This window comes from Actinomadura sp. NPDC000929, from assembly GCF_040492065.1.
GTDB lineage: Bacteria > Actinomycetota > Actinomycetes > Streptosporangiales > Streptosporangiaceae > Spirillospora > Spirillospora verrucosospora.
The window spans coordinates 21,579-37,252 of sequence record NZ_JBEUPA010000075.1; the positions used below are offsets into that span (position 1 = coordinate 21,579).

A 15,674-nucleotide genomic window follows, 5' to 3' on the forward strand; every position below is an offset into this window, starting at 1 on the left:
GGCGAACATGATGCCTCGAAAGACCTCCACCCTCCTCACGGCCGCCCTCACGGCGGCGGCGCTCGCGACCGGCGGGCTCGCGTCCCCCGCGTCGGGCGCGGCCCGCGGCGAGTTCACGCCGGTCGCGCTGCCGTTCTTCTGGCCGAACAACAGCCTCTACGACGTGGACGCCGCCTCGGCCGACAGCGTCTGGATCGCCGGGAACCAGGGCGAACTCGTGATCCCCGGACCGATCCCGGGAACCGGGCAGAGCATCCCCGGAAACCCCGTCGTCCGGCGCTGGAAGGACGCCCGCTGGGTCGAGTACGACCTCCAGAACCTGTCCAGCCGCGGCACCATCACCGACGTCGACGCGGCCGGTCCCGAGGACGTGTGGATCACCGGCCCGAAGTACGGCTCCGGCGGCACGGCGCCGGAGCCGTACGCGGCGCGCTTCACCGGCTCGCGGTTCGAGCAGGTGGCGCTGCCGCCCGGCGCCGTCGGCGCGAACCTCCAGGCGAGGGCCGACGGCGTGTGGGTCGCCACCGCCGGCGCCGTCTACCGCCGGACGGGCGACACCTGGATGCGCGTCACCGCGATCCCGGACATGCAGCAGAACGCGTCCTACATCCGGGCGGACGACGACATCTGGTTCCTCGGCACCGTCTCCGCCGCCGACCAGACGCTCACCGCACGCCACTGGGACGGGCACTCCTGGCAGAGCGTCCCGGTGCACGAGCCCGTCCCCGGGACGGGCTTCACCGACATGATCGCCCTCTCCCCCACCGACGCCTGGGCCACCGGCATCAGCTACCGCACCTCCCCGGCCTCGCCCGTCCTGATGCACTGGGACGGCACGGCCTGGACGGGCGTCGCCCCGCCCCCCGGCCTCAACGCGCTCACCCGGATCGTCCGGGGCGGGGACGGGACGCTGTGGGCGATCGGGCACTCGCTCGACGAGCCCGCCAAGCCCGGCCTGCTCCGCTACGACGGTGGGGCCTGGGAGCGCGTCCCGACCACCGCCGTGCCGAACCGGAGCAACGTCTACGCGACCGCGCTCGCCGTCGTCCCCGGCACCGGCGCCCTGTGGACGCTCGGGTCCGTGAACGTCGGCGGGCCGGTCGTCCTCACCGACGGCCCTTGATCACCGGCGGCCCGTGACCGCCGCGTGCCCGCTTCGTTCCCGGATCGCGACCGGCCCCGGGGAACGGTGATCCGCCGCACTCCGTCCAAGCCCCATGCGGATCGTCAGGAGCATCACCTGCGCACTGCTCGTCCTGCCGCTGGCGGCGGGCATGGCCGCGTGCGGAGGCGGTGGCGGCCAGTCCTCCGGAGCGTCGGACGCCGCCCCCCGGGGCGTGGCCACGGCGCCGGCCCTCCCGAGCAGCGGCGCCCAGCGCGCCGAGGGCGTCCCGCAGAGCGGGACCGCCAAAAGGCCGGAGAAGCCCCTGCCCACCGGGCGCGAGGTCGTCCAGACCGCCGACCTGCGGGTGCGGGCGAAGGACGTGGAGGCCGCCGCCGCCAAGGCCAAGCAGCTGGTCGCCGCGGCGGGCGGCTACGTCGAGCGGGAGTCGACGTCGAGCGACCCGGCCCGCTCGGAGATCGCGCTCAAGATCCCGAGTGACCGGTACGCCGAGGTGCTGGGCCGGCTCGGCGCCGACCTCGGCACCAAGCTGTCGCTCGGCCAGCAGGCCGAGGACGTGACCGGCGAGGTGGCCGACGTCGACGCGCGGGTGCGGTCCGCGAAGGCCACGCTGGAGTCGTTCCGCAAGCTGCTCGGCCGGGCGGGCTCCGTCGGCGAGATCATGAGCATCGAGCAGGAGATCTCCGAGCGGGAGGCCGACCTGGAGGCGCTCCAGGCGCGCCAGAAGTCGCTCGCCCACCGCACGCAGTTCGCGACCGTGACCGTGACCCTGGTGAGCAGGACCTCGCCGCCCGAGAGGGACGAGCCCCGCGGCGGCTTCGTCGGCGGGCTGGAGAACGGCTGGCACGCGTTCACCGCGTTCGTCGGCGGCGTCGCCGCCGTGCTGGGCTGGCTGCTGCCGTTCCTCGTCGCGGCGGCCGTGATCGGGCTGCCGGCGCTGGTCCTGCGCCGCCGGAGGCGCGCCCGGTCCGCGGCCCGCGACGCCGACTCCGCACCGGCCCCGGAGCAGACGCCGGAGCCGGAGAACGCGAAGGCCGCCGTCGGCGCGGGCGAGGAGCCCCCGCAGGGGCCGCCGCCCGCCTAGCGCGGGTTCTCGGCGCTCGCCTCGTGGACGAGGTCGGCGAGGCGGGCGAGCACGTCCGGGTCCATGGACGGCAGGACGCCGTGGCCGAGGTTGAAGATGTGCCCCTCGGCGGTGCGGCCGCGGGCCAGCACGTCGCGGGCGCGGCGCTCCACGATCTCCCACGGGGCGAAGAGGACCGCCGGGTCGAGGTTGCCCTGCAGGGCCTTGCCCGGCTCGACGCGGCCGACGGCCTCGTCCAGCGGCACCCGCCAGTCGACGCCGACGACGTCGGCCCCGGCCTCGCCCATCAGGCCGAGCAGCTCGCCCGTCCCGACGCCGAAGTGGATGCGCGGGACGCCGAGCGGCTCGATCTCGGCGAAGATGCGGCGGGCGTGGGGCAGGACGGACTCGCGGTAGTCCTCCGCGGCGACCGCGCCCACCCACGAGTCGAAGACCTGCACGGCGCTCGCGCCGGCCGCGATCTGCACCTTCAGGAAGGCGATCGTGAGGTCGGCCAGCCGCTCCATCAGCCGGTTCCACAGCCGCGGCTCGCCGTACATCATGGCCTTGGTGCGCTCTTGGTTCTTGGACGGGCCGCCCTCGATCAGGTACGAGGCGAGCGTGAACGGGCCCCCCGCGAACCCGATGAGCGGCGTCGCGCCCAGCTCGCCGACCAGGCCCTCCACGCCCTCGGTCACGTACGGGACGTCGTCGGGCGAGAGGGGGCGCAGCACGTCCAGGCCCGCGGCGTCGCGGATGGGATCGGCGATGACCGGGCCGACGCCGGGCTTGATGTCGAGGTCGACGCCGACCGCCCGGAGCGGCACCATGATGTCGCTGTAGAAGATCGCCGCGTCGACCGCGTACCGGCGCACCGGCTGCATCGTGATCTCCACGATCATGTCCGGGCGGGTGCACGACTCCAGCATCGGGACGCCCTCGCGGACCCGCAGGTACTCCGGCAGGGAGCGCCCCGCCTGGCGCATGAACCACACCGGCGTGTGCGGCACCGGACGGCGCCGGCAGGCCAGCAGGAAGGGGCTCTCGGCGAGGCCGCCGTTGTCAGGCGTCCGCGCGGAGTGGTCGTTCGAACGGGCTGCGTCAGCGGTCACGTTGTGATGGTCCCACGAAACGCCGACGGGAGAGCACCGGAGTGGCGCGTGAGGCGCAACGAACTTCCGGACACGCCGAGCGAAGTCCCGCATTCTGTCACCGGCGCGTGCGAACGTGATGCGTGTCATAGCCGAGGGAGGTTCCCCCTTGTACTGCTTCACCTGCGGTGATGAACGGGTGTTCGAGCAGCCGCCGTGCGAGGACGGGCACGGCGAGGAGTGCCCCGAGCGAGCCTGCGCCGACTGCGGCTCGGCCGTCCTGGTCGGCCTGCCGCCCGCCGCCACCGCCCCGGCCCGCCCCCGGGCCTCCGAGACCGCCCGGGCGCGCGGCGACGCCGCCACCGCGCGGGCCGTGGCCTGACCGGCCCGGCCCCCGAGACGAAACCCGTGCCGTGCCTGCCTCCCCTCCACGTCCTCCCGCCGCCCCCCGCGGCGCCGCCCCGCCCCGCCGCCACCGGCCCGAGCCGGGGCCCGGCGACCCGTCCCTCCCCCGCGATCAGGCCGGTCCGCCCATGAACCCACCCGCCTTCCAGCGGGCCGTCGACACGCTGCGCGAGATCCTCGACGGGCCCGCCCTCCGGCCGGAGCTCGACCTGGAGGACATGCCCGCCCCGCAGAGCCTGGCGCCCTACGCGGCGGCCATGTCCGGCAGCGTCTACCGCGACGACGACACCGAGGTCGCCATGGGCCGCCTCATCGTGCTGTACGACCCCGAGGGCCGCTCCGGATGGACGAACGGCTTCCGCGTCGTCGCCTACATCCGCGCCGACCTGGAGCCCGACATCGCCGCCGACGAGCTGATCGGCTCCGTCGCGTGGGACTGGCTGCTGGAGGCCCTGGAGCCCGCCGGCTACGCGGGGGTGTCGGGGACGATCACCCGCGCGGTGTCGGAGAGCTTCGGCGACAAGAGCGACGAGCCCTCCACCACGGAGCTGGAGCTGCGCGCCTCGTGGTCCCCGACGGGCGACGACCTCGCCGGTCACGTGCTGGCCTGGTGCGAGGTGATGTGCACCACGGCGGGGCTTCCGCCCACCGGTGTGACCGCCCTGCCGGACCGGCCGGGCGGCGGGGGCGGCTGAGCGACGTACGGTAGGGGGCGTGAGCACAGCGTCCGAAACCGAGGCGGCGGGGGAGAACACGGAAGAAGTGGGAGTGTCCGAAACGCGCGCCACCGGCCCCGAACGGGGCGCCGGTGCGGAGAAGACGGCGGCGACCCCTCCCGGGAGCGTTCCCGGTCCGGCCGGGCCGGGCCCCGGCCCGGCGGGCGCGGAGGCCGACACCGGTCCCCCTGCCATCCCGCTGCTGGAGCCGCGCGAGGGCGTCCCGCCGGTGCTCACCGCTCCGGCCGACCTGGAACGCGTCATCGCGGCGTTCGCCGCCGGCACCGGTCCCGTCGCGGTCGACGCCGAGCGGGCCTCCGGCTACCGGTACGGTCAGCGCGCCTACCTGATCCAGCTGCGCCGCGCGGGCGCCGGCACCGCGCTGATCGACCCGGTCGCGCTGCCCGACCTGTCCGGGCTCGACGCCGCGCTCGCCGACGCCGAGATGGTGCTGCACGCCGCCAACCAGGACCTCCCGTGCCTGGCCGAGGTCGGCCTCGTCCCGCGCCGGCTGTTCGACACCGAGCTGGCCGGGCGGCTGCTCGGCTACCCCCGGGTGGGGCTCGGCTCCATGGTCGAGAACGTCCTCGGCTTCGTGCTGGAGAAGGGCTACTCGGCGGCCGACTGGTCGACGCGCCCCCTCCCGGAGGACTGGCTGCGCTACGCCGCGCTCGACGTCGAGCTGCTGGTCGAGCTGCGCGACGCGCTCCACGGCGAGCTGGAGGCGGCGGGCAAGCTGGAGTGGGCGCGCGAGGAGTTCGCCGCGATCCTGACCACGCCGCCGAAGCCGCCGCGCCCCGACCCGTGGCGCCGCACGTCCGGCATCCACCGGGTGCGCAACCGGCGGGCGCTCGCCGCCGTCCGCGAGGTCTGGGAGGCGCGCGACAAGATCGCCCGCGAGCGGGACCTGTCCCCCGGCCGGGTGCTGCAGGACGCGGCGATCATCGAGCTGGCGCAGAAGTCGCCGAAGACCCCGGCCGAGCTGCAGGCCCTGCCGACGATGCGGGGCCGCGGCGCCCGCCGGCACCAGTCGGCGTGGCTGCGCGCCGTCGCCCGCGCCCGCGATCTCGGCGAGCGCGGGCTGCCCGAGTCGAACCTGCCCGGCGACGGGCCGCCGCCCGCGCACCGCTGGGCCGACCGCGACCCGGAGGCCGCCAAGCGGCTCACCGCCGCCCGCGCCGTCGTCGCCGCGCTCGCCGACGAGCACTCGATGCCGTCGGAGAACCTCGTGCAGCCCGACTACGTCCGCCGGCTGGCGTGGACGCCCCCCGCGGAGTCGTCGCCGTCCGCGATCGGCGCCGCCCTGCGCGACCTCGGCGCCCGCGGCTGGCAGGTCGAGCTCACCGCGCAGCCGATCGCCAAGGCGTTCCTCCGCCTCGAAAGCAAAGGTGAGCTGTAGGCGGACTTGCACGGGGGCGGCCGCGAGGCACACACTGGCTTAGGTTAGCTTTGCCTAAAACATGTGTGTTGATCCCCCGAGGAGTACGTCGATGCTGCTGGGCAACTTCCTCATCGGCCTGCGTGAGGGGCTCGAGGCCGCCCTGGTCGTGAGCATCCTGATCGCGTACCTGGTGAAGACCGGCAACCGCCGGGCCCTGCTCCCCGTCTGGACGGGCATCGGCGCCGCCGTCGTCCTGGCGTGCGGGTTCGGGATCGCGCTGAGCGCCGCGTCGTCGGAGATGCAGTTCAAGACGCAGGAGCTGTTCGGCGGCGTCCTGTCGATCATCGCGGTGGGGCTGGTCACCTGGATGGTCTTCTGGATGCGCAAGACCGCCCGGTTCATGAAGGCCGAACTGGAGGGCAGGCTGGAGGGCGCGCTCGACGTCGGGCCGGTCGCCCTCGCGGCGGTGGCGTTCCTGGCCGTCGGGCGCGAGGGGCTGGAGACGGCGCTGTTCCTGTGGACCAACATCTCCAACTCCTCCGGCGGGTCCGCCCAGCCGATCACCGGCGCGTTCCTCGGCCTCGCCGTCGCCGTCGCCCTCGGCTACCTGCTCTACCGCGGCGGCCTCAAGATCAACCTCAAGCGGTTCTTCACCTGGACGGGCGCCGCGCTCATCGTCGTCGCCGCCGGCGTCTTCGGCTACGGCTTCCACGACCTGCAGGAGGCGGAGGTGTTCCCCGGCCTGCACGCGGTCGCGCTGGAGCCGCACGCCTTCTTCGCCGAGTTCGGCGGCGCCGGCGACTGGATGCAGACCGTCTTCCAGGGCGTCCTGAACGTCACCCCGCAGATCACGTGGCTTCAGCTGGTCATGTGGGCGGCCTACCTGGTGCCGGTGATGGTGCTGTTCCTGCGCAGCCCGTCGCCGTCCAAGCCCGCCCCGGCCAAGGCCACCGAGCCGGCGCCCACGTCCTGACGCCGCGTCACAGGTCGGGCAGCGGGTCGCGGGGAAGGCTGTCGCGGGCGAAGACCTCGGCGTCGGCCGCGTTGACGACCGGCACGTACTCGTCGTCGAGCTCGAACACCGCGCCCCCGAACTCGAACGACGCCCCGACGCCCGTCTCCACCGGCCCGATCCGGGTGCCGCGCGGGTAGCTGCCCCAGATGCTCTTCGGGGTGCTGCGGCTCAGCGGGCCGGTGGAGATCACGGCGACCTGGTCGCCGGTGACGACGAAGACGAACCCCGCACCGCCGCCGTAGGTCATCGCGGGGAAGATGTAGCGGATCTCCCCGTCGATGCCGAGGAACTCCCTGCAGCGCTCGCGGAGCGGGCGTGGCACCGGCATGGCGGTTGGGGCACCTCCCCCAGGGCGGGTCGACGTCGCCCCAATCATGCACCGATCGGACAGATCGTGACCAGTCTCACGCGGTCGCCAGCGCCGCGGTCGGGGGCAGCCGCGCGGCCCGCGCCGCCGGGTACAGTCCCGCGACCGTCCCGATCACCAGGGTCGCGGCGAGCGCGCCGCCGAGCGCCCACGCCGGCACGACCGGCGGCCACCCCTTCCACAGCGCGAACCCGGCCGTCACCGCCGCGCCGAGCACGACCCCGGCCGCGCCTCCGAACGCCGACAGCAGCAGCGACTCGGCGAGGAACTGGACCCGCACCTGGCCGCGGGTGGCGCCGAGCGACCGGCGCAGCCCGATCTCGCGGCGCCGCTCCAGCACCGAGATCACCATCGTGTTGGCGACCCCGACCCCGCCGACGAGCAGCGCGACGGCGCCGAGCCCGAGCAGCAGCCCGGTGAACGCCCCGGACGCCGCGGCCCGCGCCTCCAGGGCGTCGGAGGGCCGGCTGACCTGGACCTGCTCCGGATGCTCCGGGTCGACCGTCCGGGCCAGGACGTCCCGGACGTCGCCGACCGACGCGTCCGCGGAGCGCTCGTAGATCGTCGTGGGGTGGCCGTCGAAGCCGAGGTACCGGCGGGCGGCGTCCCAGCCGACGAGGGCGGAGCGGTCGATCTCCGGGGCCAGCTCCGCCGGCCGCAGCACGCCGAGGACGACGAACCACCGGCCGCCGATCCAGACCTGGCCGCCCGCCCGGTCCAGGCCGAGCCGCCGCGCCGCCTCCGACCCGAGCACGACGGCGGGACGGCCCCCGGTCGCCGCGTCCAGCGCCCGCCCGCTCGCCGGCGCCACGTCGAGCGTGCCGAGCAGCCCCGCCGTGGCGGCCTGCACGGCGATGCCCTGCGTGACCTCCTCCGGGATCCGGTCGGTGCGGCGGACGGTGGCCTCCACCGACCCTGTCGCGCCGACCGCCGTGACCGTCCCGATCCGCCGCACCATCTCCGGCGCCGTCTCGGGCAGCTGCGCCTTGTCGCCGAACAGCGTGTCGCCCGGCTTCGCCGTCAGCAGGTTCGTGCCCAGCCGGTCGAGCCGCCGGAGCAGGTCCTCCCTGCTGGAGGAGGAGATCCCGATGACGGCGACCATGGTGGCGATCCCGATCGCGATCCCGAGGGCCGACAGCACCGCCCGCGCCGGACGGGCCCGGAGCCCGCCGAGCCCGACGCGCAGCACGTCGCCCGCACCGAGCCGCGCGGGCCTCATCGGCTCACCGTCCCGGCCCGCTCGTCCGCGACGATCAGACCGTCCCGGACCCGCACCCGCCGCGGCGCCCGCGCCGCCACCTCCGCGTCGTGCGTGATGACCGCGACGGTGGTGCCGGCGCGGTTCAGCTCGTCCAGCAGGGCGAGCACCTCGGCGCCCGCGGCGGAGTCGAGGTTGCCGGTCGGCTCGTCGGCGAGCAGCAGGTCGGGCTCGCCCACGACCGCCCTCGCGACCGCGACCCGCTGCTGCTCGCCGCCCGACAGCTGGTGCGGCCGGTGCGCCGTCCGCTCCGCCAGCCCGACCCGTCCGAGCGCCGCCCGCGCCCGCTCCCGCCGCTCCCGCAGCCCGACCCCGCGGTAGAGCAGCCCGTCGGCGACGTTGTCGAGGGCGCTCACCCCCGCGGCGAGGTGGAACTGCTGGAACACGAACCCGATGTGCCGCGCCCGCAGCGCCGACAGCTCCCGGTCCCCGAGCCCCGCGACCTCGTGCCCCGCGACCCGCACGCTCCCCCGCGTCGGCCGGTCCAGCGTCCCGATCATGTGCAGCAGCGTCGACTTCCCCGACCCCGACGGCCCGACGATCGCCACCAGCTCCCCCGGCGCGATCACCAGGTCGACGCCCCGGAGAGCCGCGACGCCGCCCCCGTACTCCTTGACCACCCCGGCCAGCTCCACGATGTCCGCGCCCCTGTCGTTCATTCGGCGGGCACCCCGACCTTCATGCCCTCGCGCAGCCCGTCCCCGGCCACCTCGACCCGCCCGCCGCCGAACGCCCCGGCCCGAACGGGCACCAGGCGCCTGGACCCGTCGACGACCTCGACCCCGAAGCCGCCCTCCCGCAGCGCCAGCAGCGCCTCCACCGGAACCGACAGGACGCCTTCGCGCCGCTCGCTCTCCAACTCGACGCTGACCGGCGCCTCGTCCAGCCGTCCCGTCCCGGCGTCCCCGATCGAGATGTCGACGCCGACCGTGGTCTTCTGGTCCTGCCCCGAACCGGTCGTCCGGGCGACGCTGCCGACCTCGCTGATCGTCCCCTTCACCGACGCCCCGCCGGGGAGCTCCACCGACACCCGGGCCCCCTTCCTGGCGAGATCCTGCTTGTCGGCGTCCAGATCGACGTGCACGACCCGCCTCGTCCCGGCCACCGTCAGGACGGGCTGCCCCTGAGCGATCCGCTTCCCTTCGGGCGCTTTGACCTCCCGCACCCGCAAGGCCCCGTCCGAGAACACGACCTGCTCGGGGTCGACCTGACCGGTCTCCGCCAGCCCCCGGTCGTCCTGCCACTCTTCGACAGCGGCCGTCGTGGCCCCGGTGAACTCCCCGTCCACGGTCATGCCGCCGTACCCGAGAGCCCGCAGGTTCTCTTCGAGCTGCCGGACGTCCTTCCCGGAGACGCCCTCACGCAGCGCCCGGTACATGGGGCGAGCGCCGTACATCAACGTCACGGGCTTGCCCGCCACCGACAGCAGCGTCTCCCCGCGCCGGACGGTCGCACCCTCCTCCGGCGCCCAGGTCACCACCCCGGACGCCCCGATCCACACATCCCGGACATCGGCATAGGTGAGCTTCCCGTCCACCTTCTCGGTGTCCACGAGATCGCCCCGGCTCACCACCGCCGTCGCCAACGGAACCTGCGCCCCCTGCGCCTGGCCCCCGTCCCGGCTCCAGGCAAGGGCGCCGCCGACCACCACCACGACGGCGGCGGCCCCACCCGCGACCGCGACCCGCCTCACTTCCCGACCCCCGGCAGGCTGCCCTTGCACGCCTCCCGCGCCTTCTCTGCCTGCCCCCGGTCGACCTGCCCGGTCGGGAGCTTGATCTGCCCGTCCGGCCCCGGATCCGGGATGTCGACCCCGTGCTCGCGCATGCACTGGGTGAACTTGACGTACTGGTCCCGCACCTTCGGATCCTTGAGGTCGGGCATCTTCCCGCCCGCCTGAAGCCACGACTGGCACTTCTCCAGCGCCGCCTCCAGCTTCGAGCGGTCACCGCCCTTCCCCAGCCGCATCGCGTGCCCGTCCCCACTCCCCGGGTCAGGAACGTCCACCCCGTTGTCCCGCATGCACTGCGCGAACTTCAGTTGAGCGTCCTCCGGAGAGACCGACCTGCTGGGCGAAGCAGAGCCCGAGGCCACCCCACCAGCACTGGCGACCCCGCTCTCTTCCCCGTCGCCCCCACACCCGGCGACACCCAGCACAAGCCCCGCGACAACACCCAGAACCCAAACCCTCATGGCGACCCTCTCCCCGAAGCACCCTGCCCCGGCCAGCCCATAAGAGCCCCCAGAGGGTTAAACCCGCATTAGGCGCCCCCTGTGACCGGGCCGGCGGGGCTCTGAGCCGTCGGCGCAGCGGACCGGCACAGGCGCCTCCTGGACCAGGCCTACGCCGGTGCCGGCTGGCGCGTGCCCGAGCTGCTCGACCAGGCCATGGCGGCCGACGACCTGTGGCTGGACTCGGTCAGCCGGGTGCGGATCGACACCTACACCCTCGCCGCCGAACTCGCCGCGAACCCCGAGGGCGCCTTCGCCCGCTACGAGAGCGCCCACCGAGAGCTGGTCGATCCGAGGCAGGCGAACGTGGCGACGGCCGCCGCGATGATGGTCCCCGCCTCACGCCCCGGCATCACCGCGCGGAACCTCGCGTCGCGCCTGTGGCCCGCCGCCGCGGCCGTCGGCTGGGTCCGGACCAGGCTGACCACGGGCGCGGCGTGACCTGTGGGCCCCATGACGACGTCCGACCCGCTGAGCAGGGCGCAAGGTCGAGACGGGACCGGCCTCAGCGGCTGTTGTGAGTGCCTGGGGGCGGGGCGTGGGTGCGGGCGGCGGCGGACCAGTGGGGGGCGTTCCAGTGGGTGGCTATGGCGGCGGCCTGGGCGAAGTGGGCGGCGGCCTCGTCGTCGCGGCCGAGGAGGAGGGCGAGTTCGCCGAGGGTGTGGGCGACCGGGCGCAGGGCCAGCGAGACGCTCTCCGCGCCGGCCGGGGGGCCGTCGCGGTGGGGCAGCAGGTCCGCGTAGATCTCCTCGGCGGCGTCTCGGTCGTTCAGGGCGACGATCGCCATCGCGCGCAGGCTCGTCAGGAAGGTGAAGAAGAAGTCGGGCCGGATCGGGGGCGGTGACGTGCGGGCCCGGCGTGCCTCGCCGGTGCGGCCGGCGGCGTGGAGGGCGAGCGCGAGCAGGTCGGTGACCATCGGGCCGAGCGCCTCGTGGAGAAGGCGCACGTCGTCCAGGTGGTCGCCGAGCGTGCCCTCGTTCAGCCAGATCACCGCCAGGGCGAGGCCGAGGAAGCCCGCGTGCACCGATCCGGCGCGCTCCATGCGTTCGGTGGCCTCGGTGTAGAGGCGCCGGGCGTCGGTGAACCGGCCCTCGATGAGCACCAGGGTCGCCAGCGCGATCTCGGCGGCGCTGATCGCCTCCGGCATCCGGTAGGCGCGGGCGAGTTCGAGCGCCTCCTCCGTCGCGCGGCGCATGGTCGCCGGGTCGTTGGCCGCGGCGGCGATCGCGGCCTGGTCGAGCAGCCCGGTCACGCGGTAGACGGGCAGGTCGTGCTCGACGCCGATCTCCACCAGTTCGCGGGCGTGCTCCTCCCCGTCGGGGCCGCCGGCCAGGATCACGAGCGCCGCGGCCCGGAGGCGGGGGTCGGTGGCGAGTTCGAGCGCCTCCCCCGCCGCCGCCATGGCCGTCGGGTCGTCCTCGCCCGCCAGCTCGGCGGCGTACGCGGTGAGGAGGCGGGACCGCACGTCGGCGGCGAGGTCGGTCCGCTCGAGCAGGCGGCCGAGGCGGTCCACGACGGGACGGTCGACCGTGCCGTACGTGCGGGCCTGCCAGGGGGTCGGCTCGGTCCAGGCGGTGAACGCGGCGATCACCAGATCGTCGCGGCCGATCGATTCGGCGTACTCCGCGGCCCGCTCGCGCGTGGCCCGCGCCGCGGCGACGGCCCCGGCCCTGACCTGCGCGCGCAGCAGCCTGCCGGACAGGTCGGCGCGCTCGTCCGGTTCGCTGGAGTTGGCGACGGCGTCGGTGAGGAGCGCGACCGCCACGTCGTGGGCGTAGCGCGCCTCGGCCAGCTCGGCGGCCCGGACGCAGTAGCCGACGGCCTTCGGCGATCCCGCCCGCGCGTAGTGGTGGGCGAGCGCCGCGACGTCGCCGGTGCCCTCCAGGGCGGCCGCGATCCGGGCGTGCATCCTGGTGGCCCGCAACCGGGTGACGTCGGCGACCAGTGTGTCCCTGACCAGCGCGTGAACGAACCGGACGCGCCCGGGCCCGGGCTCGTCGAGCAGCCCGGCGATGACGCCCGCGTCCAGGGCGTCCAGCACGCCGTCCTCGTCGGAGTCGGCGGCCCGCACGAGCACGTCCACCGAGCTCTCCCGGCCGGCCACGGCCGCCAGCCGCAACACGGACACGCCGCTCTGCGGGAGGCGCGCGAGCCGGCGCCGCAGCACGTCCCGTACACCGTCGGGTACCTCGGAGAGCGCGACCAGCGCGCCCTCGCCGTTCAGCAGCCGCGCGCTTTCCCGCACGTAGAACGGGTTCCCGCCGGTCCGCTCCGCGATCCCGGCCACGGTCGCGTCGTCGGCCTCGCACTCGGCGCGGACGAGTTCCGCGACGGCGTCGCCTTCCAGTCCGGGCAGGTCAAGCCGGAGCGGCGCGGCGCGGGCGAGGGACCCGAGAGTGTCGGTGAGGCGCTCGCTCTCGTCCGCGCGGTACGCCGCGACGACCAGGATCGGGGCCCGTGCGCCGACGCAACCGCGGAGAAGCTCCAGCGTGGCGGCGTCCGCCCAGTGGAGGTCGTCCAGGACGACGGCTACCGGCCGGTCGGCGGCGACCGCCGCGAGCCAGTTCCACACGGCCCGCCGCAGCCGGAACCGTCCGGCCGCCGCGTCGTCGTCCATCGTCGCGGAGTCGGAGAGCAGCGGCGCCAGGTCGTCCGCGAACTCTCCCGGCGGGACGCTCGACGCCACCGTCCGCAGTGCCTCGACCCACGCCCACGCGGGCGGCGCGCCGTCCACCTCGGGACAGCGCCCGGCGGCCACGAGCCACCCGTCCCGTCCGAGCCGCGCCCCGAAGTGCTCAAGGAGCGTCGACTTGCCGAGACCCGCCTCCCCGGTGACGAGCACGACCCGCGCCCCATCGGCGGTGGCCTCCCCGGCGGCCGCCACCAGCGCCGCGAGCTCGCCCTCACGCCCCACGAACGTTGTCGCGCCGGGCCCGTTCTCCGGAGGCGGCGGCGCGGTCGCCTGGGAACGGGACGCTGGGGCCGGAACAGCCGAGCGGAGGACCTCCGTGCGCTGGGTGAGGATCGCCTCTTCCAAGGTCACCAGGTCCGGGCCGGGGTCGAGGCCCAGCTCGTCGGCGAAGACGGCGCGGGCGCGGCGGAGGGCGGCCAGGGCGTCGGCCTGGCGCCCGCTGCTCCACAGCGCGAGAGCGTGCATGCGCCAACCCTCCTCGCGCAGGGGCTCGTCGCGGGTGAGGCCCTCGGCCTCGGGCACCACCGCCGCGGGGTCGCCAAGCCGCAGCCCCGCGGCGACGCGCAGTTCGCGGGCGACCACCCGCAGCTCGTTCAGCCGGGCGGTCTCGGCCGCGGCCCACGGCTCGTCGGCGACCTCGGCGAACGCGGGTCCGCGCCACAGCGCCAGCGCCTCGTCCAGCCGCGCGCGGGCGTCACGGGGATCGGCGAGCGCGCGGGCCTCGTCGAGCATCTCCTCGAAGCGCCACGCGTCCACCGACCTCGGCGGCAGCCGCAGCGCGTAGCCGGGCGCCGCGCTCACCAGAAGGCGCGCCGGGGCCCGCGGCGGGCGGCCGGGCTCCAGCAGGCGGCGCAGGTTGGAGACGTACGCCTGCAACGACGCCAGGGCGCGGGACGGCGCTTCGCCGCGCCACAGGTCCTCGACCATCCGGTCGACCGGCACGACGTGCCCGCGCGCGGCCAGGAGCAGGGCCAGGACGCCCCGCTGCCGCGGTCCACCGAGAGGAACGGGCTCGCCCCCCGCCTCGGCCGCGAACGAGCCCAGCACCCTGATCAAGACCATGAGGCCACACATCGTACGCGCGGCCGGCGGAGGCGTTCCAAGTCGGCTCCAAGTGCCTTCCAAACGTCCGGGAGCAGCCTTGAGCACGTCGAACAGGACGGATGAAGGGCAGGACAGGATGAGCGTCGACACCCAGGACATGGAGATCGTCCACCGCGCCTTCCGCCGCGAGTCGCGGCTGCTCATGGAGCTCGTCGCGGCGGTCGCCCCGGGTGACACCGCCCGCGCCAAAGTGATCGCCGACCACTTCCGCGACTACCGGCTCGGGCTGAAGAACCACCACGAGGGCGAGGACGAGCTGCTGTGGCCGCCGCTCCTGTCCCGGGTGGATCTGGAGGCGGACGTCGTTCTGCGCATGGAGGCCCAGCACGAGCGCGTCGCCGCCACGATGACCAGGCTGGACGCCGCCGTCCCGGCATGGGAGGCCGCCGCCGGAGCCGACGAGCGCGACACCCTCGTGGCGGCCCTCGCCGAGCACCGCGCGGTCCTGCTCGAACACCTCGACGACGAGGAGGCCACCCTCCTTCCGCTCGCGGCCGAGCACATCACCGAGCAGGAGTGGGCCGCCCTGGGCGACCACCTGGTGGCCCACACGCCCAAGCTCACCCTGCTCACGCTCTTCGGTCTCGTCCTGGAGGACGCGGACCCGGCCGAACGGGCCATCCTCCTCTCCGCCCTCCCCAGACCGGTACGCGGCATCTGGCACGTCATCGGCCGCCCCCGCTACGCCCGCCACATCCGCCGCGTCCGCGCCGCCTGACCAGACCCACGCACCACCCAGCAAGCTCACCGAAGACCCGCAAGGAGAAGAACGATGTCGCTGAAGAACATCAACACCGCCCTGGCCGCCGCCTTCGTCCTCTTCATCCTCTGGTTCGGGACGGAGTTCATCCTGAGCCCGGAGACCACCGCGCCGAGCTTCGGCCTGCCGACCTGGCCGTCCGGCGACGGCGGCGGCTTCCTGATCATCAAGGGGATCCGCGACGTCGTCCTGGCCCTGGTCTTCGGCGTCCTGCTGGTGACGGGCCAGCGCCGGGCGCTGGGCTGGGCGCTGCTGGTGGGGGCCCTCGCCGCGTACGGCGACATGGCCACCGTGCTGGGCCACCACGGCTCCGTGGCCACCGCGCTCGGCGTCCACTGCCTGACCGCGACGCTGATGGTGGTCAACGGCCTGCTGATCATGCGCGAGACCCGCAGGGGCGCGGCCGCTCCGGCGTCGCCCGCCCCGCGGCACGCCTGACCCCGCCGGCCGCGGGTGCGGCCGGCGGC

General features: G+C 75.0%; 16 protein-coding genes. 9 read left to right on the top strand and 7 right to left on the bottom strand.

The window, feature by feature from the left end:
• Window positions 1–7 precede the first annotated feature (7 nt).
• Both ABWI04_RS24345 and ABWI04_RS24350 read left to right on the top strand, forming a co-directional pair.
• Window positions 8–1,123 carry a hypothetical protein gene (locus ABWI04_RS24345; RefSeq protein ID WP_353833897.1) on the top strand — a complete coding sequence of 372 codons (1,116 nt, stop codon included), beginning with the start codon at window positions 8–10 and terminating at the stop codon, window positions 1,121–1,123.
• Window positions 1,124–1,217: 94 nt separating this feature from the next.
• Window positions 1,218–2,207, top strand: coding sequence for a DUF4349 domain-containing protein (locus ABWI04_RS24350; RefSeq protein ID WP_353833898.1), 990 nt, complete (start codon window positions 1,218–1,220; stop codon window positions 2,205–2,207).
• Here ABWI04_RS24350 and hemE read toward each other — a convergent pair.
• On the bottom strand, window positions 2,204–3,220 hold the full coding sequence (hemE, locus tag ABWI04_RS24355) for a uroporphyrinogen decarboxylase (RefSeq protein ID WP_449718876.1): 1,017 nt from the start codon (window positions 3,218–3,220) through the stop codon (window positions 2,204–2,206). The two genes, ABWI04_RS24350 and hemE, sit on opposite strands and share 4 nt — an antisense overlap.
• 226 nt (window positions 3,221–3,446) lie before the next feature.
• Between hemE and ABWI04_RS24360 the strand changes: the two genes are divergently transcribed.
• From ABWI04_RS24360 to efeU, 4 genes are all read left to right on the top strand, one after another.
• Window positions 3,447–3,659, top strand: coding sequence for a hypothetical protein (locus tag ABWI04_RS24360; protein ID WP_345177284.1), 213 nt, complete (start codon window positions 3,447–3,449; stop codon window positions 3,657–3,659).
• A 151-nt stretch (window positions 3,660–3,810) separates the two neighbouring features.
• On the top strand, window positions 3,811–4,377 hold the full coding sequence (locus ABWI04_RS24365; RefSeq protein WP_345177285.1) for a DUF3000 domain-containing protein: 567 nt from the start codon (window positions 3,811–3,813) through the stop codon (window positions 4,375–4,377).
• A 214-nt stretch (window positions 4,378–4,591) separates the two neighbouring features.
• The gene (locus tag ABWI04_RS24370; protein ID WP_353833907.1) at window positions 4,592–5,797 is read left to right on the top strand and encodes an HRDC domain-containing protein; all 1,206 of its coding nucleotides are present in this window, start codon (window positions 4,592–4,594) and stop codon (window positions 5,795–5,797) included.
• A 91-nt stretch (window positions 5,798–5,888) separates the two neighbouring features.
• Complete coding sequence (efeU, locus tag ABWI04_RS24375; RefSeq protein ID WP_353833899.1) at window positions 5,889–6,752, top strand: iron uptake transporter permease EfeU; 864 nt, start codon at window positions 5,889–5,891, stop codon at window positions 6,750–6,752.
• A gap of 7 nt (window positions 6,753–6,759) precedes the next feature.
• Here efeU and ABWI04_RS24380 read toward each other — a convergent pair whose 3' ends face one another.
• From ABWI04_RS24380 to ABWI04_RS24400, 5 genes are all read right to left on the bottom strand, one after another.
• A complete protein-coding gene (locus ABWI04_RS24380; protein ID WP_345177290.1) occupies window positions 6,760–7,122 on the bottom strand; it encodes a hypothetical protein in 363 nt (120 codons plus the stop codon).
• A 76-nt stretch (window positions 7,123–7,198) separates the two neighbouring features.
• Window positions 7,199–8,380 carry an ABC transporter permease gene (locus ABWI04_RS24385; protein ID WP_353833900.1) on the bottom strand — a complete coding sequence of 394 codons (1,182 nt, stop codon included), beginning with the start codon at window positions 8,378–8,380 and terminating at the stop codon, window positions 7,199–7,201.
• Window positions 8,377–9,078 carry an ABC transporter ATP-binding protein gene (locus tag ABWI04_RS24390; protein WP_353833901.1) on the bottom strand — a complete coding sequence of 234 codons (702 nt, stop codon included), beginning with the start codon at window positions 9,076–9,078 and terminating at the stop codon, window positions 8,377–8,379. Before ABWI04_RS24390 ends, ABWI04_RS24385 begins: the two co-directional genes overlap by 4 nt.
• Window positions 9,075–10,112: a peptidoglycan-binding protein gene (locus ABWI04_RS24395; RefSeq protein ID WP_353833902.1), complete on the bottom strand. Its 1,038-nt coding sequence runs from the start codon at window positions 10,110–10,112 to the stop codon at window positions 9,075–9,077. Before ABWI04_RS24395 ends, ABWI04_RS24390 begins: the two co-directional genes overlap by 4 nt.
• Entirely contained in the window at window positions 10,109–10,426 is a 318-nt protein-coding gene (locus ABWI04_RS24400; protein WP_345177302.1) for a hypothetical protein, read from the bottom strand. The genes ABWI04_RS24395 and ABWI04_RS24400 overlap by 4 nt, the downstream gene beginning before the upstream one ends.
• Before the next feature lie 357 nt (window positions 10,427–10,783).
• Between ABWI04_RS24400 and ABWI04_RS24405 the strand changes: the two genes are divergently transcribed.
• A complete protein-coding gene (locus ABWI04_RS24405; RefSeq protein ID WP_353833903.1) occupies window positions 10,784–11,092 on the top strand; it encodes a Rossmann-fold NAD(P)-binding domain-containing protein in 309 nt (102 codons plus the stop codon).
• A 64-nt stretch (window positions 11,093–11,156) separates the two neighbouring features.
• On the opposite strand, the gene ABWI04_RS24410 is transcribed toward ABWI04_RS24405, so the two are convergent.
• On the bottom strand, window positions 11,157–14,405 hold the full coding sequence (locus ABWI04_RS24410; RefSeq protein ID WP_353833904.1) for an ATP-binding protein: 3,249 nt from the start codon (window positions 14,403–14,405) through the stop codon (window positions 11,157–11,159).
• A gap of 118 nt (window positions 14,406–14,523) precedes the next feature.
• Here ABWI04_RS24410 and ABWI04_RS24415 point away from each other — a divergent pair, with 118 nt between their 5' ends.
• Window positions 14,524–15,165, top strand: coding sequence for a hemerythrin domain-containing protein (locus ABWI04_RS24415; RefSeq protein ID WP_345177359.1), 642 nt, complete (start codon window positions 14,524–14,526; stop codon window positions 15,163–15,165).
• Window positions 15,166–15,219: 54 nt separating this feature from the next.
• Window positions 15,220–15,645, top strand: a complete 426-nt coding sequence (locus ABWI04_RS24420; protein ID WP_345177362.1) for a DUF4267 domain-containing protein — start codon at window positions 15,220–15,222, stop codon at window positions 15,643–15,645.
• Window positions 15,646–15,674: the final 29 nt, after the last annotated feature.